Origin of the sequence: Flavobacterium branchiophilum FL-15 (assembly GCF_000253275.1) — a bacterium.
Taxonomy (GTDB): Bacteria; Bacteroidota; Bacteroidia; order Flavobacteriales; family Flavobacteriaceae; genus Flavobacterium; species Flavobacterium branchiophilum.
The window spans coordinates 2,610,194-2,630,995 of record NC_016001.1 but is presented as its reverse complement, the minus strand read 5'-3'; the positions used below and the strand labels follow the sequence as shown (position 1 = coordinate 2,630,995).

Annotated in this window: 16 protein-coding genes; 13 read left to right on the top strand and 3 right to left on the bottom strand. The window is 30.2% G+C overall.

What is annotated here, in order from left to right:
• Position 1: 1 nt before the first annotated feature.
• The 13 genes from FBFL15_RS15810 to FBFL15_RS11355 all read left to right on the top strand — a co-directional run bounded on the left by FBFL15_RS15810 (position 2) and on the right by FBFL15_RS11355 (position 18,057).
• Entirely contained in the window at positions 2 to 3,052 is a 3,051-nt protein-coding gene (locus tag FBFL15_RS15810) for a PAS domain S-box protein (RefSeq protein ID WP_014084743.1), read from the top strand.
• 25 nt (positions 3,053 to 3,077) lie between these two features.
• A complete protein-coding gene (locus FBFL15_RS11410) occupies positions 3,078 to 3,518 on the top strand; it encodes a response regulator (protein WP_014084742.1) in 441 nt (146 codons plus the stop codon).
• A gap of 14 nt (positions 3,519 to 3,532) precedes the next feature.
• Positions 3,533 to 4,282 (top strand): polysaccharide biosynthesis/export family protein, encoded by a 750-nt coding sequence (locus FBFL15_RS11405; protein WP_014084741.1) that lies wholly within the window; start codon positions 3,533 to 3,535, stop codon positions 4,280 to 4,282.
• A 9-nt stretch (positions 4,283 to 4,291) separates the two neighbouring features.
• Positions 4,292 to 6,466 (top strand): exopolysaccharide transport family protein, encoded by a 2,175-nt coding sequence (locus FBFL15_RS11400; RefSeq protein WP_014084740.1) that lies wholly within the window; start codon positions 4,292 to 4,294, stop codon positions 6,464 to 6,466.
• Positions 6,466 to 7,698 carry a lipopolysaccharide biosynthesis protein gene (locus FBFL15_RS11395; protein ID WP_014084739.1) on the top strand — a complete coding sequence of 411 codons (1,233 nt, stop codon included), beginning with the start codon at positions 6,466 to 6,468 and terminating at the stop codon, positions 7,696 to 7,698. The genes FBFL15_RS11400 and FBFL15_RS11395 overlap by 1 nt, the downstream gene beginning before the upstream one ends.
• Positions 7,689 to 8,810: a glycosyltransferase family 4 protein gene (locus FBFL15_RS11390; RefSeq protein ID WP_014084738.1), complete on the top strand. Its 1,122-nt coding sequence runs from the start codon at positions 7,689 to 7,691 to the stop codon at positions 8,808 to 8,810. Before FBFL15_RS11395 ends, FBFL15_RS11390 begins: the two co-directional genes overlap by 10 nt.
• Positions 8,811 to 8,848: 38 nt before the next feature.
• Positions 8,849 to 10,123 (top strand): O-antigen ligase family protein, encoded by a 1,275-nt coding sequence (locus FBFL15_RS11385; protein WP_197535527.1) that lies wholly within the window; start codon positions 8,849 to 8,851, stop codon positions 10,121 to 10,123.
• A 97-nt stretch (positions 10,124 to 10,220) separates the two neighbouring features.
• The gene (locus FBFL15_RS11380; RefSeq protein WP_014084736.1) at positions 10,221 to 12,599 is read left to right on the top strand and encodes a nucleoside/nucleotide kinase family protein; all 2,379 of its coding nucleotides are present in this window, start codon (positions 10,221 to 10,223) and stop codon (positions 12,597 to 12,599) included.
• Positions 12,599 to 13,285 carry an acyltransferase gene (locus tag FBFL15_RS11375; protein WP_014084735.1) on the top strand — a complete coding sequence of 229 codons (687 nt, stop codon included), beginning with the start codon at positions 12,599 to 12,601 and terminating at the stop codon, positions 13,283 to 13,285. The genes FBFL15_RS11380 and FBFL15_RS11375 overlap by 1 nt, the downstream gene beginning before the upstream one ends.
• A gap of 5 nt (positions 13,286 to 13,290) precedes the next feature.
• Entirely contained in the window at positions 13,291 to 14,511 is a 1,221-nt protein-coding gene (locus FBFL15_RS11370; RefSeq protein ID WP_014084734.1) for a glycosyltransferase family 4 protein, read from the top strand.
• Positions 14,512 to 14,513: 2 nt separating this feature from the next.
• The gene (locus FBFL15_RS11365) at positions 14,514 to 15,593 is read left to right on the top strand and encodes a glycosyltransferase family 4 protein (protein WP_014084733.1); all 1,080 of its coding nucleotides are present in this window, start codon (positions 14,514 to 14,516) and stop codon (positions 15,591 to 15,593) included.
• Between the two features lie 169 nt (positions 15,594 to 15,762).
• Positions 15,763 to 16,974, top strand: a complete 1,212-nt coding sequence (locus FBFL15_RS11360) for a DUF1972 domain-containing protein (protein WP_014084732.1) — start codon at positions 15,763 to 15,765, stop codon at positions 16,972 to 16,974.
• A 6-nt stretch (positions 16,975 to 16,980) separates the two neighbouring features.
• Complete coding sequence (locus FBFL15_RS11355) at positions 16,981 to 18,057, top strand: glycosyltransferase family 4 protein (protein WP_014084731.1); 1,077 nt, start codon at positions 16,981 to 16,983, stop codon at positions 18,055 to 18,057.
• Between the two features lie 14 nt (positions 18,058 to 18,071).
• On the opposite strand, the gene FBFL15_RS11350 is transcribed toward FBFL15_RS11355, so the two are convergent.
• The 3 genes from FBFL15_RS11350 to FBFL15_RS11340 form a co-directional block, all read right to left on the bottom strand.
• A complete protein-coding gene (locus tag FBFL15_RS11350) occupies positions 18,072 to 18,896 on the bottom strand; it encodes a thymidylate synthase (RefSeq protein ID WP_014084730.1) in 825 nt (274 codons plus the stop codon).
• Entirely contained in the window at positions 18,893 to 19,513 is a 621-nt protein-coding gene (locus FBFL15_RS11345) for a bifunctional nuclease family protein (protein ID WP_014084729.1), read from the bottom strand. The genes FBFL15_RS11350 and FBFL15_RS11345 overlap by 4 nt, the downstream gene beginning before the upstream one ends.
• A gap of 294 nt (positions 19,514 to 19,807) precedes the next feature.
• Positions 19,808 to 20,773, bottom strand: coding sequence for an electron transfer flavoprotein subunit alpha/FixB family protein (locus FBFL15_RS11340; RefSeq protein ID WP_014084728.1), 966 nt, complete (start codon positions 20,771 to 20,773; stop codon positions 19,808 to 19,810).
• Positions 20,774 to 20,802 lie beyond the last annotated feature (29 nt).

Below are 20,802 nucleotides of genomic sequence, written 5' to 3'. Positions count from 1 at the left end.
TATGAGTTTTCATAAACATTTACAAAAACAAATTAATAAATATTTAGACCCAGAAATCATAACAGACGAACGGTTTAAAAAATTTATCAACGCAGTTAATGATTCTTATTTGTCTTACGAAAGAGACAGAGAGTTGATGAGTCATGCCTTTATCGAAAGCGAAAAAGAATTTGTAGAAGTAAATGAAAACTTAAAAAAAGAATATGATTTAAAGGAAAAATCTATAGCAAATTTGTTTGAAAGTATTAGCAAGTTTAATAATGAATTTGAAGCCATTCCTACAAATGATAAAAAAGATTTGTTATTTGTTTCCAATTATTTAAAAGAACAAATATCCAAACGAAAAGAAGTTGCAACAACCTTGTTGCGAACAATTGAATTATTAAAAAAATTGTTTGCCAATTTACAATCGGGCATTTTAGTAGAAGACGAAGATGGCAAAATATTGTTTTGTAACGATTTATTTTGCGAAATTTTTGAAAAATCTGTTAAAGCTGATGATTTAGTAGGTAAATATTGTGATGATTTTAGAGAAAAAGCAGTTTTTAAAGATTTTGAAAGTTTTGAAAACCGAACAAAAGAAATTGTTAGTAAACGAGAAATTGTAACTAACGAATTATTGCAAACGGTTGATGGTCGCTATTTTGAACGAGATTTTATACCCGTATTCATCAAAAATGTTTACAAAGGTCATTTGTGGAAATATACAGATGTTTCTAAGCGAATGCTAACAAAAAACTTATTAGAACAAAGCGAAGAACGGAATAGATTGATAATGAATTCTGCTTTGAATGCCATTATTACAATTGATTCTTTGGGCAATATTACATTTTGGAACGACCAAGCCGAAAAAATATTTGGCTGGCACCGAGAGGAAGTTTTAGGCAAAAAATTGTCTGAAACAATCATTCCACAAGTGCATAAAGCCAGCCACAACCATGGTATAGACCGATTTTTATTAACGGGTAAAACCACTGTTTTAAACAAACAAATGGAGCTATCTGCTGTGAATAAAAACAATCAAGAGTTTCCTATAGAAATTTCAATTATACCTGTAATTCAAAACGGAGAAACCTTTTTCTGTTCATTTATTCAAGATATTTCTGTAAGAAAAAAAGCAGAACAAAAATTAAAATATCAAGAAGAAAAGTATCGAAATATTATTGCCAACATGAATTTGGGGCTATTAGAGGTAGATGTAGAGGAAAATATTGTGTTTACGAATCAAAGTTTTTGCGACATTTCAGGTTTTGATTATCATGAACTTATTGGCAAAAGACCCTCAGATTTGTTTAGTTTGAAAGAAAACGAAGCCTTGATAGAAGAGAAAAAAGACCTTCGAACAAAAGGAGTTTCGGATATTTATAGAATTCCTATTATTAATAAAAATGGGGAACAACGATGGTGGGCCATAAGTGGTGCTCCAAATTTTGATGACAAAGGCAACTTAATAGGATCTATTGGAATCCATTTGGATATAACCGATCAAAAACAATTGGAAATAGATTTAGAAGCCCAAAAAACAAAAGCAGAGGAAGCCTCAAAAGCAAAAGAAGCTTTTTTAGCCAATATGAGTCACGAAATCCGAACGCCTTTGAATGCGATCATAGGATTTTTAAGAGAATTGAAAAAACAAGAGTTGAACGATTTTCAAAGAAAACATGTAGAAAATAGTACCGTGGCTTCCAAACATTTGTTGGCCATTATCAATAATATTTTGGATATTTCCAAAATAGAAGCAGGTGAAATGTCATTGGAAGAAGTAGATTTTAGCATTGAAAATACCCTTCATAAAGTTGTAACAGTACTCTTGCCAAAAGCCGAAGAAAAAGGTTTGATTTTAGAAGCCAATATATCAAAATCAGTATTTAAAGTTTTTAAAGGCGATGCACTAAGAATAGAACAAGTGTTGTTTAATTTGGTAGGAAATTCATTAAAATTTACCAAAAAAGGCAGCATCAACCTAACGTGCAAATTGTTAGCAAACCATCCCGATAAACAAAAAATAGAAATTGCCGTTGCCGATACAGGAATTGGTATGGACAAAAAGTATATTGACTCTATTTTTAAGAAATTTTCGCAAGAAGATAAAGAAGTTACACGAAAATTTGGAGGAACAGGACTAGGAATGTCCATCAGCAAAGAGCTTGTTCAGCTCATGAAAGGCCACATTAATATTGAAAGCGAAAAAGAAATTGGTACTATTGTTCGGATAGTTTTTGAATTTCCAAAAGGTGATGTGAATAAACTATTGGAAGCCAAAACAGAACAAATTGAAATTAATTTAGACGGTGTTTCAATACTTTTAGTAGAAGACAATGAAATGAACAGGATGGTGGCTCAAAATAGTTTGCAATATTTTAAATGTGATGTTACAGAAGCCGTAAACGGGCTTCAAGCTATTGAACTGTTGAAGAAAAAATCATTTGATATTATATTGATGGATATTCAAATGCCCGAATTAGACGGGATTGAGGCAACCAAAATCATTCGAAATGAATTGCACCTAAACACACCAATCATTGCACTTTCGGCCAATGCATTTAAAACTGAAATTGAAAAATGTAAAAATGCTGGGATGACAGACTATATTTCTAAACCTTTTGAAGAACATGTTTTGTACGAAATAGTATCAAAATATGCAGCTAAAAAAAGAGTTGTCCACGACACACCAAAAGAAGTCATAATGCCGCTCCAACTGTCTAGCCAAAAGGTGTATAACTTGAGTGCCATCGAAAAAATGAGCCGTGGCAATCAAGATTTTGTTCTAAAAATGATCAAATTGTTTATAGAACAATCCAAAATTACCATTCAAAAAATAAGACAAGCAATTGAACAAGATGATTTTGAAGAAGTAAGCCGATTGATTCACAAAATTAAGCCAAGTATCGAAGGATTAGGTATTTTAAGTATTTTAGATAAAGTAAAATTACTCGAAAAAATAGCCCTCGAATCAACAGATAAAGTGCTTATTAGTGCACTATTTGACGAAATACAAATAGTTTTAGAAAAAGCAGCAGTCGAATTATACGAAAACGAAGTAAATAAATAATAAACCAATTAAATTGTATAAAAATATGGAAAATCCAAATGACAACCAATTCAAATTTTTTATTGTAGATGATGATGTTTTTTGTGCGAGTATGCATGAACAATATTTGCGAAACTTAAATTATGAAGACATTACTTATTATGATAATGGTAATGATTGTTTGAACAATTTAGATAAAAATCCAGACATCATTTTTTTAGACCATAATATGGATGGTATGACAGGATTTGATGTGTTGAAAAAAATCAAACGAACAAACCCAAATATCTTTGTAGTGATGGTTTCTGGTCAGGATAATATCAAAACAGCAGTAGATGCCTTAAAATATGGTGCTTTTGATTATGTAATTAAAGATACAAATGTTAGCGATAAAATGGCTATTATTATCGACAAAATAATAAAGGTAAAGGAAGAATTAAGAAAGAAAAACCCTTCTTTATTCCAAAGAATTATTTCAAATTTTTAATAAATAAATAAAAAATGAGAAAATTTTTTCTTGTTACTTCCTTATCCATTTTGCTTTTTGCATGTAAAACACAAAATTTGCTAGAGTCTAAATCAAAAAAGTCTGCTGCAGAACAAAAGCAAGATGCAAAAGACTTTGCCTATAATCCAAAATACGAATACAAAATACGAGTAGATGATAAAATATCTATCTCGGTTTGGGGCGAAGACGAGTTTAGTGTAGGATCCTTATACGGTATTTACAATTCAAACGAAGTGTATGGCAAATGGCTCATGGTAGATCATAATGGAAATATAGAATTGCCCAAACTAGGCACAACAAATGTTTTAGGCAAAACAATTCCTGTTTTAAAAACAGAAATCAAAGATAAATTAAAAAAATTTTTAGTAAATCCAATTGTCGATGTCAAGGTTTTGAACAAAGAAATCACCATTTTAGGAGAAGTAAGAAATCCTAATGTTGTACAAATAGACAAAGACCACGTGAATTTATTAGAAATGATCAGTAAAACAGGAGGGTTCGAATTTTATGCTAATTTAACTAAAATAAAAATTTTAAGACAAGAAGGTGAAAATGTTAAAATAACCAATATTGATTTGACAAAAGACGGAGATATTTTGAATAAAAATATACAATTATTGCCAGGCGATATAGTGATAGTTCCTTCCAAAAAATTCAAAGAATTTGACAAAAGAATTTCAACTATCGTACCATTTACAACCACCGTTACTGCGGCGGCTGTAATTTTAGGTTTTTTCAAATAATATTCAACTATGAACGAAAATTTAAGGCTTTTAAAACCGTTATTTCGAGGCTCGCCAATTGTTATTTTGGTGATGGTTTTGGCTGTATTTTCGGCAAAAAAATATTTGAATTATGTAACTCCAATGTACGAAAGTACAGCAAAAATTAAATTGGCCGACGTACACGAGGGCATTTCAAATGCCAACTTGTATAAAGATTTGGATTTGTTTGCTTCGACTAACAAAATAGCCTCTGAAATAGAAGTGTTGAAATCGTCGAGTTTATTAAAAAAAGTTTTAGACAAGCTCCCTTTTAAGGTCGAAATATTTAGAAAAGGAGCTTTTAGATTGGAAGAATTGTATAATAAATCCCCAATTTTAATAGAAGGAACATTTGGTTCAGACAAAGCTTATGATAAAAGATACTCTTTGGATGTTGTTTCGGATAAAGAATTTATTTATAAAGAAAAAGAAGCCTCTAAAAGTTTCAAAGGCCAATTTGGAAGACCTTTTACCATCAATGAGGCTACATTTTTAATTACTTTGAATCAGGATTACTTAGAAACTAAGAGGAATACTAAAATTATTGATCGATATGAGTTTGAATTTTTGAGCGATCAAAAATTGATGGACAAAATAGAAACTAATTTAGATATTGTACCAGTTGACAAAGATGTTCCAGTTATTCGGATTAATTTTAAAAGTAATATCCCCGAAAAAGCCGCAATTTTTGTGAACACCCTTGCAGAAAGTTATATTCAGGATTATATTGAAAACAAATTTAATGCAGCAAATATTACAGTTGAGTTTTTGAAAAGCGAAATTACGGAGTCGAACAAACGATTGAAAGAATCTGAAGATAATATACAAAAGTTTAGAGACGATAATAATATCATAAATTTTACTCAGGAAAATGAAACTAATTTAAGAAAAATATCTCAATTAAAAATACAACAAACCAACTTAAGGATGAGTTTGGATGCCATTAAACAGTTGAATACTTATATAGACAAAGGAAAATTTAATTATTTAGAATTAGCTCCCAACTTTGAAGCTTTTACAGATTTGTTATCTACAGAAATGGTAAAAGCCATGAAAAAGCTACAAGCCGATAAAAAAGATTTATTATTAACCTACACTCCAGAAAATGAAAAAGTAAAAATTGTAGATCAAAAAATGCAGGATTTAATTGATTATCAAATAGAAAGTATTAAAAATACCGAAAGAAATTTGCAAATCAAATACAACGAATTAACGCAAGATATAGAAGAGGCTCAAAAAGTATTTGTGGGAATACCTGAAAAAGAAAAAATGTTGGCCATTTTAAATCGAGAGTTTAATTTATATGAAAACAACTATAATTTTTTGAATGGAAAGCGAATTGATGCAGAAATTGCAAAATCAGCCAAAATAGCTTTTCACAAAATAATCACTTTTGGATCGGTTTCTAAAACGCCCATTTCGCCCATTAGAATCATTATCATCATTGTTGCGGCCATATTGGGAATGTTTGGCTCTATCGTATTGATTTATTTGGTACATTTTGCCAAAGCCAAAGTTAATGATGAATATACGATTGAAAAAAACGGAACAATCCCAATAGCACTTTCTACGCCATATATTAAAAACAGGACCAATCTCAAAGAAAACTTCTTGAAAGAAGCCATGAAATTGGAATTGAAAGAAATGATTAAACCTAGAAATATTCTTACTTTTACTTCCTTTGATAAAGTCTCTCATCATGAATTTCATGCCATCAACATGGCAAAGGCTTTCATGCAACAAGGAAGAAAGGTGTTATTGGTTGATGTAACTGGCCATTTGAAATCTTTTTTTGAAGATGAAAATTATGTGGATTTTTCGGATAAAAAATATTTGTCCTATACAAAAAATCATTTTCAAGCTATCATCGATCTTAAAATGTCTGATTATGATTTGTGTATTGTTCATAATCAAGCTATTGTATCGGAAAAATTAGCCTTAATGTTTATGAGCTTGGCAAACCACAATCTATTTGTAGTAGATAGCAGGAAAACACCCGAAAAAAGAATAGTTTTAATAGAATTATTAAGAGACGAATACACATTGCCAAATCTTTGGTTTGTATTGAATAAAGCAGGTTATAACCCCAATGTTGTGATAGAAGTTAAAGATTTAATTATAAAATTTATAAATATAAACTTGTTAAAAAAATATCTAAAGTAATGGATAAATTAAAAAACTATTTGTTATCGGATACGTTTTTGGTTTTTTCAGACCAAGCCATTTTTAGCGGAACAAATTTTGTTTTAACATTATTATTTGCACAAAAATTGTCTATTGCAGCTTTTGGATTATTTTCATCAATAGTTTTGTTGGGCTATTTATCGATGAGTATAACAAATGCTTTGGTTATTCAACCTTTTCAAGTACATATTTCAAAAGAGTTTCACAAAAAACAATATTACATTTGGATGTTATGTTTTTTGATTGCATTATTAATTGTTATTATAAATATAGGTTTTGTATTGCAATTTGTTTTCAAAAAACAAATTTTAATCCAAAGCATCATTTGGCCGTCGGTAGTTTATATCATAGGATTGCTATTTCAAGATTTTTTCAGAAAATTATTATTAGGTATCAGACAATTAAAAGAAAATTTACTTATAGATGTATTTTTTTTAATTTTGGTTGCTGCTTATTTTGTAATAAATATGCAATCATTGAATTTGAAAATGATTTTATTCACCATCGGAATCGCAAATGTATTGTCTTCGTTACCTGGAATTATATTTATTTGCACCAATTATGAGTTCCCAAATCAATGGAAACGCTTCAATAATCTGCATTTTCATCAAGGAAAGTGGTTGCTTATGGTAGCCGTTCTTCAGTGGTTGTCAAGCAATTTTTTTGTTCTAGTTTCGGGCATTTATCTGGGTATCGAATCGTTAGGTGCATTAAGGTTGGTCCAATCTTTTTTTGGACTTTTAAATATTGCTTTACAAACAGTAGAAAATTTTTATCTACCAAAAGTAGCACATTTATACCAGCAAAACAGACAAAAAGCTACTTTTTTTCTTAAACAAAAAACGGCTTATGCGGGTATATTTTTCGCCATTATTTTGACCGTCTTAATTGTTTTTGCCTCAAAAATCATCACCTTAGCAGGTGGCGTAGCATATCAACAATATGCTTATGTGGTTCAAATTATGGCAATTTTATACGTATTTATTTTTATAAGTTACCCAGTTCGAATTGCAGTAAGAGTGTTAGTTTTAAACAAAATATTTTTTATAGGATATGTGTTGTCTTTTGTGTCTTCGTTATTATTTTTTCATTTTTTGTTGAAAAATTACCTACTGTACGGAGCTGTTATTGGGTTGATAATCAATCAAATAGTAATGATATTGTATTGGCAATCTCAGTTAATCAAACATCAATTTAAGTTATGGAAATAATACATATAGTTTTGGGCAAAGCCAATCCAGAACGGATGAATGGTGTCAATAAAGTGGTTTTTCAATTAGTAAGTAAACAGGTTGAGTATGGAATGCAAGCATCGGTTTGGGGATTAGCCAATAACAACCATATCAATTATGCAGATCGATTGTTTGACACCCGCATTTTTTTAAAAAAGAAAAATCCATTTGCTATTTCAAAACAATTGAAAAAAGCTTTGATTAGTAAAAAAAATCAAGCAATTTTTCATATACACGGTGGATGGATTCCAGTATTTTATGCCATTGCTACTGTTTTGCACGAGCATAAAATTGATTTTGTTTTTACACCACATGGTGCTTACAATACCATTGCAATGGAGCGAAGTAATATTATGAAAAAAGTATATTTTAATTTGTTTGAAAAAAAATTATTACAATATACAAGAAAAATACATTGCATAGGTGAAAGCGAGGTTTTAGGAATAAATGCAATATTACCAACAAATAAAACGGTTTTGCTTCCTTATGGTTATGAATTTGATTATAATGTCCCCATAAATCCCTTTAAAAACGACATTTTTACTTTGGGGTTTATAGGACGATTAGATATTTATACAAAAGGTTTGGATACTTTACTAATTGCATTTGAAAAATTTTTAACCGTTTGTCCCAATGCAAAATTGTGGATAGTAGGTGATAGTGAAGAAAGAACAAAACTCGAAAATGATATTTTTAAACTGAACTTGTCGCAAAATGTAACACTTTTTGGAAGTTTGTTTGGCACAGAAAAAGAGGCCGTTTTAAAGCAAATGGATGTTTTTGTACATCCTTCTCGTAACGAAGGGTTGCCTATGTCGGTCATTGAAGCAGCGGCAATTGGAAAAGTTGTTATTGTAACAAAAGCTACTAATATTGCAAATTTAGTATCAGATTTTAATGCAGGATTTACAATTGACAATCAAAGTGAGGAGCAATTGTATGATAAGTTTTGTAATGCTTATAAAATTTGGAAGCAACCAACATTAACATTTTTTCAAATGCAACAAAATGCAACAAAAATGGTTGCAGAAACTTTTAATTGGGATAAAATTTTATCTGATTTTAATGAGAAATTATATTTGTTAAAATGAAAGTAAATGCTATAAATCATGAGCCATTTTTAAAATATATGAATAATTATTTATTCATAATATTGTTCTTGATGGTAGGTTGTTTTTTTACTTGGAGCGAAAATGTTAACATTACTCGTGCCATAAAAGTTGTGGGTAGGATGGGAGTAATGATTTCTTCTATTGTGGCCTATAAAAAAATAGTGGCCTATGGAGCTGTAAATACCTTGGAACACAAAAATATTTACGCTCCACTTTTTTATATATTTTTTTTATTTGAAGGATTAATCTCCTTTTCATGGAGTACCAATCCTGGATTTAGTGCTTTGCAATGGTTTATGACTTTTCAAAGTTTTGTTTTTGCTTATTATTTTATAAAAAGTTTAAAACTATTAGATGTTTTTTTTGAAGGTCATCAAATAAGGTTGTATCATTTGTTAGGAAACACGGTTTTTGGATTGCAATTGATTTTTGTGATTGGTATGTGGGTCGATCCGGTTACGTTTTTTCGACTTACAAACGGTGGTGAAGAAGCCCGACTGGGTGGCATCATTATGAATCCGAATGAATTAGGGATGTTAGCAGGTGTGGGGATTGCTTGCTTAATATTTGATTTATATAGAAAACAAAGCAAAACTTGGACAATAATTAAAATTTTAGTCATTTTTTATGCCTTGTTTTATACAGGTTCTCGATCTTCATTGATAGGGGCTTTATTGATTATTTTTTTTCACATCAATCAAACAGAAAGACAAGGACTAAAGTTGGCCATTGTGGGAGGGGTTTTGATGGTTTTACCATTTGCTGTAAACGAAATTATTTTGAAGGGTGGCGACAAAGAAAGGTTAGAAGAGATATTAACTTTGACAGGAAGATTACCTTTTTGGCAAGCTTTAATAACAGAAGGATTGCCTCGTGAGCCACTTTTTGGTTTTGGATTTATGCGAATTGATTACAAAGAATTTTTTCAAAGTGTTCATACTTATCCAGGAAAAATGACTCATAATACATTTATGCAAGTACTGATGAGTTTAGGTTTTATTGGTTTAGTAATAGTGATTTTTCAGTTATATTTTACTATTTCAGCATTTTTTAAAGAAAATAGCGAAACAAAATTAATGCTTATTGGTATAATGATACCTATTGTTATCAATTCGTTTACAGAATTTGGCATTTTTGGAGAGAGTAATTATGGCATTTTGTTTTATCAACTAGTGATTTTTTCGGTTTCATTTCGAAACCATAATTTAATAACGTCATTTCAAAGGCTTCACCTAAAAAAACGAAGACCTGATATTGATATTGAAAAGATGTTTAAAAAAAATGCTACTTAATTGATTTTAATTATCAATACATCGCATAAAGTTTTCTTATTATATTTTATCATAGATCAAAAAAATAATAAGATTAATAATTTTAAAATATAAAAAAATGAAAATTATTTTTAAAAAATTGGGTTATCATGTCTATAGTAAACGCAGCAAAAAATCAGATATTGCTGTAAGAATATTGTATATCAATAATCCAAATGGCACACCTAGATGGATTTGGAATGCCAATTGTAGTACCCCTTTATTCTTAAAATTTTATAACGTAGGGAGCAAAAGGGCTCAGTTTATTGCAGAATTCATAAGGACCATTTTTTATTTAAAATTACAGCGATTTATTTTTAAATCGAAAGAATATTATTTTGATGCACAATCCCCAATGATCGATTGTACTAAATCGTGGGCACTTTTTACAGGCACAGTAGGCCCAAATAATAAGGCCATATTATATTCAGATCAGCTTTTTTATAAAGTAGCTACTACAGAATCTGCTTCACAATTAATTATAAATGAAGCTAAAATTCTGAATAAAATCCAAAATAATACTAGTTTGTTTTACACTCCAAATGTTGTAGATAAAAGTACAGATGTTATTTGTTTGTCAGATATTTCATCAAACGATGTTCGGAGTACAAACTTTGGTTCTACTCATCTTTTTGCTTTAGCCGAAATGAATTTGATGGACAACAAAATCATCAAAACAGAATATTTATACGTTTTTAATACCTTAAAATCAAAATTTCTGCAAATTGATGACAGCAGGATTCCAAAAAATTTATTAAGAAAATTGAAATCGCTTATAGAGGATATCCAACCCGAAGATACCCTTTCTATATCATTGGCTCATGGTGATTTTACGCAGTGGAATATGTTTGAAGGCAAAAATAAATTGGCATTATACGATTGGGAACTGGCAAACTCAGACATGCCCATAGGATTTGATTATTTTCATTACCATTTTCAACAAGGAATTTTAGTGGAACGTAAAACATGGAATGAAATTTATAACGATATTCTTAAAAATTGTAAAAATGATTTTGGAAAACAACTATTCAATGACGATTTTAATACATTACATTCGTATTTAAAATGGTATTTATTAATTAATTGTATGAATTATCTTGTTGTATATTCGCAACAACTCAAATGGCACCCACAAATTGATTGGTTGTTAAAAATTTGGGACGAAGCACTGAATATATTTATGACCAAGAAAAATACTTTAAGAGAATTACTTATCATGGATTTCTTTGATTTTTTGCAAAAAGAAGAGTATGCCACCTTGAAATTTGACTATGCTTATCCAGAAAAATTGGATGTGAATTCGGATATCGATATTATTATAAAGGAAGAATTGAATGAAAAACTAACAAATTTTTTTAAAAATCATTCATTAGTTTATAAATTTTCTGAAAATAAAAGATCTTTTATGAATACCATCCAGCTATTTATGGAAGATGGTAGTATGCTTTCAATTGATGCCATTTGGAAAATGAAGCGAAAAAATATAGAATATTTGAATGTCAAACAATTATTAAGAAATAGCTATATCAATGAATATGCTGTAAAAATGGCTTCAGAAAAAGATACAGCAAGATATATTGCCCTATTTTATACATTGAATCATGCAGCTATACCAGATAAATTTTCAAAAGTAATATCTATTACTAGAAATTCTACTCATCCATTGGATTTAACTATAAATAAATATTTAAAAAACACAAAAGAAAATAGAAACATATTATTGAATTATGTTCGGTTGGATATAAAAAATAAATTTCCGTTTAATATTGTTAATACAATAAATTACTACATAGATACACTAATTAATATTATTAATAATAGAGGATTTTTGATAACTTTTAGTGGGGTAGATGGAGCCGGAAAAACGACGGTTATTGACAAAATAAAATACAGTGTTGAAAAACAACTTCGTAAAAAAGTAATAGTTTTAAGGCACAGACCTTCTGTTTTGCCTATATTAAGTGTTTGGACTAAAGGAAAAGAGCAAGCACACCTAGACACTATCCAAAATCTACCAAGACAAGGGAAAAATGTTAGTTTTATGTCTTCCCTTTTTAGGTTTATGTATTATTATATGGATTATGTTTTCGGGCAATTTTTTATCTATTTTAAGTATATTTTAAAAGGTTATGTAGTAATTTATGATAGATATTATTTTGATTTCATCAACGATAGTAAAAGAAGTAATATAGTTTTACCAAAAAGTATTACACTATTGGGTTATGCTTTTGTATTGAAACCAAAATTTAATTTCTTTCTTTATGCTGATGCCCAAGTTATTTTAAGTAGAAAGAAAGAATTAGATGCTAAAACAATAACAGAATTGACGTTTGAATACACCAAATTATTTGATAGATTGCAAGAAAGTTCAGATAAAAATATTTATATGCCCATAAATAATGTCGATTTAGATGAAACTTTAAACAGAATTATGAAAACTGTAATTTTAAAATCATAATGAAAACGATCCTACAAAAAATAATTCAATTGAGAAATCCCAATTTTGAATTTGATCAAAATTTGAATAGTACTACATTATTGTATTTTATTGGGGTGCAATTTTGCAATTTATGCCGTGGCTTAAAAGTTTTGTTTTTTTTAAGAAACCCAAAAGGCATGATGTTGGGTACATCTGTTACTTTTTTTAATATTAGCCAAATAAAATGGGGAAAATTCTTAAAATTGGGATCACATGTTCAACTTTCAGCCTTAGGATTAGATGGGATTCAGTTGGGTAACAATGTAGGGATTGGAGCTTTTAGTCGTATTGTTATTTCAACATCTTTGAATCAATTAGGAACCTATATCAAAATTGGCAACAATGTTGGCATTGGGGAGTTTGCCTATTTGGGTGGTGCAGGAGGTTTAACCATTGGTAATGATTGTATTGTTGGGCAATATTTTAGTTGTCATCCAGAAAATCATGTATTTACAGATGTAAATCAACCTATTAGAAATCAAGGAGTTACTAGAAAAGGTATAGACATTGGCAATGATTGTTGGATAGGAAGTAAAGTTACTATTCTGGATGGTGTTAGTATTGGACATGGTTGTGTAATTGCCGCAGGTAGTGTAGTAACAAAATCTTTTGGAGATCGTGCTATCATTGGTGGTGTGCCAGCAAAATTATTAAAAACCCGATAGATAATATGAAAACAATATTAGCAACTTGTTACGCTATAAACCCTTATAAAGGTTCTGAAGATGGAATGGGGTGGAATTTTATTTGTCAAATAGCTCGTTATCAAAAGGTTATAGCTATTACTCGAGCTAATAATCAACCGGCAATTGATACCTTCATGCTCGAAAATCCTAATCCTAATTATCAAAATATATCATTTTTGTATTTTGATAGGCCTTATTGGATGCGGTTTTGGAAAAAAGGGAGTAGAGGGGCCATGTTGTATTATTATATGTGGCAATATGGAATAATTAACTTTATTAATAAAAAAAATCTTAATTATGATATAGTTCACAACGTCAATTTTCATAATGATTGGACACCTAGTTTTTTATGGAAATTGAATAAACCTTTTGTTTGGGGGCCAATTGGGCACCACTCTAAAATCCCTAATCAATATTTATTAAAATATAAATTTACTTACAAAATTAAAGAATATGCCACTTGGTTTATCAAGCAAGTGTTTTGGAATGTTTCTTTAAATTTAAAAACTTCCATTTCAAAAGCGAATCATATTTTTTGTATGAATTCTAGTAGTTCAAAAGTTTTGAATTTACCTTCAAATATTTTTTCTATAATGCCATCCGTAGCTACAGAAGATTTTTATAAAGACAACCTTATTAATGAAAATTTTAATATCATAAGTGTAGGGAGGTTTGTGCCATTAAAAGGGTTTGATTTGACAATCAATGCTTTTAACGACTTTGTTCGTTCGATATCAAAGGACCAGCTTTCAAATTGTAGCTTGACTCTCATAGGGTCAGGACCTGAAAAAGCAACATTGGAAAAAATGGTAAAATCTTATGAACTAACGGATTATGTTCAAATAATTGAATGGATTGATCGTGTTAAACTCATGAAATTGTATGAAAAATCAGCTATTTTTTTATTTCCTTCACACGAAGGAGCGGGAATGGTAGTAGCCGAAGCCTTGTCTTTTGGCTTGCCTGTTGTGTGTTTGGACAACGACGGTCCGGGTGAACTGATATCGAATCAATGTGGTTTTAAAATTCCAATGACTACATATCAAGGAACTGTTAATGGCTTGTCTAATGCCATACAACAATTGTATTTAGATACTTCGTTAAGGAACCAAATGAGTAAGGCAGCCAGAGCTCATTATTTAGACAACTTAACTTGGGATAAAAAAGGAGACATTTTACAACAAACCTATCAAAATATTTGTTAATTATGAGAATTATTGCCATCCATTTATTAAATGATTATAGTGGTAGTCCAAAAGTTTTGAAACAATTGTTAAACATTTGGCAAAAAAATAAAATAAATGTTCATTTATTTACTGCTTTTGGACGAGAAGGTTTTTTGTCAGGACAAAAAAACATCACATATCATTATTTTTGGTATCAGTTTTATAGTAATGTTATACTACGATTTTTCTCCTTATTTTTTAGCCAATTTCTTCTTTTTTTTAAATTATTATTATTTTTAGAAAAATCAGATGTAGTATATGTCAATACTGTTTTACCTTTTGCAGCAGGTTTTGCTGGGAAATTAAAAGGATGTAAGGTAATATATCATATACATGAAACTTCGATGAAACCTCAAATTTTAAAAAAATTCTTATTTGGTATCGTACAATTAACAGCAACAGAAGTAGTATATGTGTCTCATTTTTTGGCAAAGCAAGAACCATTAGCCGTAAAACATCATATTTTACACAATGTTTTAGAAAACGATTTTGTTCAACTAGCTGAAAATAGGAAAAGTAGAGAAGAAAAAAAACAGAAAAATGTGTTGATGATTTGTTCTTTGAAAGCTTATAAAGGTGTAGATGTTTTTGTATATTTGGCCCAACAATTGCATAAATTTCACTTTCAATTGGTAGTAAATGCTTCTCAAGCTGAGATTGATCGCTATTTTATGAATAAAAATTTACCAAAAAATCTTAAAATTTATGCTACTCAAAAAGTGTTACATCCTTTATATAACAATGCGAGTTTGGTTTTGAATTTATCCGATACTAAGCTCTGGGTAGAAACATTTGGATTGACTATTTTGGAAGCTATGGCTTATGCCTTGCCAACAATTGTTCCACCAATTGGAGGTGTTACGGAATTAGTAGATGATGGGATAAACGGTTATTTAATAGATAGTAAAAATACCGATGAAATTATTGAAAAAATAAATAAAATTTTGTCAAATAATGTGTTGTATTTTGATTTAAGCCGTGCAGCTTATCAAAAAAGCTTAACATTTAGTGAAGAAAATTTTGAAAAAGAATCAATGAAAATTTTGATAAATAGATCTTAAATTATTTGTAAATGAAAGCTATTCAACATGATATAAATGAGTTTTAATTTCATAAGAATAATTGAAAAAATAATATAAGAATTTGATATTAAGTAAATTTGTGGCAACCAAACATTAATATATAAAAGGTGATAATATATATGACCTTTAACAAATAAATTTTACATTTATGAAAAAAATTAAAGTAGCTATTATTGGCACTGTTGGTTTACCAGCAAAATATGGCGGTTTTGAAACGTTGGCAACGCATTTGATAGATCAATTATCATTAAAATATGATTTTACGGTGTATTGTTCTGGGAAAAAATATGCCAAATCCGAACGCCGAAATACGTATAATGGAGCCCAACTAAAATACATTCCGCTTCAAGCAAACGGGGTACAGAGTATTCCATACGATACGATTTCGATTATTCATGCTGTTTTTAATAGCGATGTTTTACTTATACTGGGCGTTGCTGGCGCTTGGATTTTACCTTTTGTAAAATATTTCACAAATAAAAAAATTATCATATCTATTGATGGTATTGAATGGAAAAGAGAAAAATGGTCTTTATTGGCCAAACTGTATCTTTGGTGGGCAGAAAGTGTAGCCGTAAAATATTCACATATTGATATTTCTGATAATGAATCTATTCAAGATTATACGGCACTTAGATATGAAACTTTAAGTAAAGTAATTGCTTATGGTGCAGATCATACGTTAGAAGTACAAGCCAATGAAGCAGATTTTATAAAATACCCATTTCTACGAGAAGGATATGCCGTAAAAGTATGTAGGATTGAACCTGAAAATAATGTTCATGTGGTATTAGAAGCCTTTGAAAAACAAGGGGTTAAAAAGATAGTATTGGTTGGTAATTGGCAAAATAGCGAATACGGAAAGTCGTTAAAATTACAATATGCCAATACTCCTAATATTATCATGCTGGATCCAATATATGAGCAACGTGAAATCGATTTAATAAGGAGCAATGCCAATTTATACATACATGGACATTCTGCAGGAGGTACAAACCCTTCATTGGTAGAAGCCATGTATTTAGGCCTTCCTGTAATTGCATTTAAAGTGTCTTATAATATTACAACGACTGAAAATAAAGCAGTTTATTTTAGAAATATTACCCAATTGGTTACAATCCTAAATACTATTTCTATAGTGGACATTCAAAAAAACAGACAATCTATGAAAAATATTGCAAACAGTAGGTATTTGTGGCAAGTAATTGCTGGTCAGTATGATATGCTTATTAAGGAATCTCTTATTATGAAAAGAAAAACCAGTATTTATGCCGAAGTTGATAAATTAGATGATACCTTTTTAGATGATTTGAATTTATCGCATTTAAAAAATAACGAATTGTTTCATCAAAAAAGATAGAAAACCATGAAAACTCCTGTAGAATATTTTATTTTTTGTGTATTGTCATTGTTTTTAACCTTAATTTTTATTCCAATTATAAGAAAAATAGCTATTATTATTGGCCTTGTCGATAAACCAAATTATCGAAAAGTACACACAAAGCCTGTTCCTCTTATTGGCGGAATTTCTATTGCTACGGCGGTAATTATTGTAATATTGGTTTCCGGACAACGCTTTCCGTTGCTCAAAGAATATGTTACTATTATTATTTCGGCCATCACTATATTAATTGTAGGTGTTATTGATGACAAAAATGATGTCAATGCAAAATACAAATTGATCATTCAATTGCTTTTATCTTTTATTGTTGCCCTTTCTGGAGTTAGAATTTCGTCGATGTTTGGTTTATTTGGTATTTACGAAATTAATATTTATATACAATATATACTTACAATAATTGTGATTACCGGGGTTGTAAATGCTTTTAATTTGATGGATGGTGTAGATGGTTTAGTTGGTGGACTATCATTATTAGGATTTACCATGTTTTTATTAGCTTCAATATTTTTTAATGATTATTTTTTAGGTAAAATTAGTATTATTTTTATTGGTGCTATTGTTGGATTTTTAAGATTTAATTTATCAAAAAACAAGATATTTATGGGCGATTCGGGCTCTTTATTTCTAGGTTTTGTTTTGGTTACAATGGGAATTAAATTTATGGAAAAAGAAATTATGAAAGACAACAGTTTTGCTTATGGCTTTTTGCTATTGGTTGTGTTTTTTTCAATTCCTGTTTTAGATTCATTAAGGGTTTATATGGGCCGAATCAAAAATGGTAAATCCCCTTTTAGCCCAGACAAGTCTCATTTGCATCATTTATTATTGAGAGCGGGTCTTACACACAAAAAAGTATCTATTTTTGTTGTAGCTTTTAGTATGGTTTTATTTTTTATTGGTTTCGGATTAATTACTTATCAATCTACATCTATTGTGATTTTAGCCATTATGGCTACTTTTTGGTTTATCATCAAAATTTTGTTAATGATAAATAAAATGTATGAATGGAAAGATAAATTAAAAAAATTAGAAGACAATTAAAAAAAAAGCTGTTGCTATATGGCAACAGCTCCTTTAATATGGGGTTCAGGATCGTATCCTTCTAAAGTAAAATCTTCATATTGAAAATCAAATAGTGAGGTAACATTTGGGTTTAAAACCATTTTTGGCAATGCTTTTGGTGTTCTACTCAACTGAAGTTTGAGTTGCTCAAAATGATTATTATAAATATGTACATCGCCAAAAGTATGAATAAATTCTCCTATTTTCAAACCACAAACTTGTGCCATCATCATAGTCAATAACGAATAGGATGCAATATTGAAGGGCACTCCCAAAAATACATCGGCACTGCGTTGATACAATTGACACGATAGTTGTCCGTTTGCTACATAAAATTGAAATAATGCATGACAAGGAGGCAAGGCAACCTTTCCTAGTGCAACATTTTCCGAAAAAGTTTTTCTGGTATCTGGCAAAACCGAGGGATTCCATGCAGAGACTAACATTCTTCTACTATTGGGATTGTGTTTCAAATCTTCGATAATTTCAGCTATTTGATCTATCTCTTCCGAATTCCAATTTCGCCACTGATGTCCATATACGGGGCCTAAATTTCCATGCTCATCTGCCCATTCGTCCCATATTTTTACTCCATTTTCTTGTAGGTAATGAATGTTTGAGTCTCCTTTTAAAAACCAAAGCAATTCGTAAATAACTGATTTTAAATGAATTTTTTTTGTGGTTAATAATGGAAATCCTTCATTCAAATCAAATCGCATTTGATAACCAAAGACACTTTTAGTGCCTGTGCCTGTACGATCGCCTTTTTGAACACCATTTTCAAATATATGCTGTACTAAATCATGATATGGTTTCATAGTGTGGATCTTTTTGAAATTTCATCTCTCAATTTGGCTGCTTTCTCATAATCTTCTTCTGCTACCGCAGCGTCTAATAACGCATTTAATTCTGATAAATTATGATTTGAATAAATACTATTAAGCATATTGGGTTCAGATTCATCTTCATAATTTTCGAGAGGGGTCAATATTTCGTCTTCTTTTTCAGACTCTATTACATTTGAAGATAAATAAATACCTGCTTTATCGAGAATATTTTTGTAGGTAAATATTGGTGCTTGAAAACGTATGGCAAGGGCAATAGCGTCTGAAGTTCTGGCATCTATAATTTCTTCTATTTTATCGCGTTCGCAAATAATACTCGAAAAAAACACACCATCAACCAGTTTATGAATTATGACTTGCTTGACTTGAATGTCAAACCGATCTGCAAAATTTTTAAACAAATCGTGTGTTAAAGGTCTGGGAGGTTTTATCTCTTTTTCTAATGCAATAGCAATTGATTGTGCCTCAAAAGCTCCAATAATGATGGGCAATTTTCGTTCTCCATCTACTTCATTCAAAATAAGTGCATAAGCATCATTTTGGGTTTGACTGTATGATATTCCTTTTATGGTTAGTTTTACTAAACTCATTTGTAAATAGTTATAACGATAATATCGTAGTTTTAATACAATTTTTTTTGACAAAAATTAAAATGCAAATTTAAACTCTTTTTTTCATTTTTTCTAAATTTTCATATCAAAATACAAATTTATTTGAGCTACTGTCAAATAAAAAAACGAGTCATAATTATGGCTCGTTTTCATTTTTATATAAAATTTTATTGATTTTATATGTTGTATATTAATTTATTATGTAAAATATTAAATAAAATAGTATTTTTTTTATGATTTATTTGATACTAATATACGATTGATATTTTCTTATTAATGATTGGCTTTAAATGCTTTTAATTTTTCAATCAATTGCGGCACTATTTCAAAGGCATCTCCCACAACGCCATAGTCTGCCACTTTAAAAAAGGGTGCCTCGGCATCGGTATTGATAACAAGTTTCACTTTTGAGGAGTTGATACCCGCAATATGTTGAATGGCTCCAGATATTCCTATTGCAATGTATAAATTTGTTGCCACGGGTTTTCCAGTTTGACCAACGTGCTCACTATGTGGCCTCCAACCTAAATCTGAAACGGGTTTTGAACAAGCGGTTGCCGCTCCTAAAACTTGTGCCAACGATTCTATCATGCCCCAATTTTCTGGTCCTTTCAAGCCTCGTCCGCCCGATACTACAACGTCTGCATCGGCAATGGTAACTTTGCCAGTTGCTTTTTCTATACTGCTCACTTTTACTCCAAAATCCAAGTCCGAAACGTTTGGATTAAAATCTTCTTCATTTATAGTTACGTTGTTTTCTATAATTCCAAATGAGTTTTTAGCAATAGATAATATTTTAACTTCTGTATTTATTTCTGTTATTTGAAAGGCCTTATTTGAAAAAGCATTTCGTTTTACCAAAAACGGGTTCGTACTTTCGGGCAATGCTACTACGTTAGATGCAAATCCTGCTTGCAATCCAATGCTTAATAATGGGGCCAAATACAAACTATCTGTTGTTGATGAAACCAATAGTATTGTAGCCGATTCTTTGATGGCTGCTTGCTGGATGACGTCTGCATAGGCTTTTGCCGAAAATTGTTGCAAGGATGCATCATTTACTTTTAGTACTTTTGATACACCATATAAGCCAAGGTCGCTGCTGTTTGTTGCATTGATACTCAATGCTGTAACTGTTGTATTTAATGTTTCGGAAAGTTTTTTTGCATAAGAAGCCAATTCAAAGGCCACTTTTTTTAATTTTCCGTCTGTTGATTCTGCAAATATTAAGATTGACATAAGTTTTGTTTTTTGAGGGGTGGGGTAAA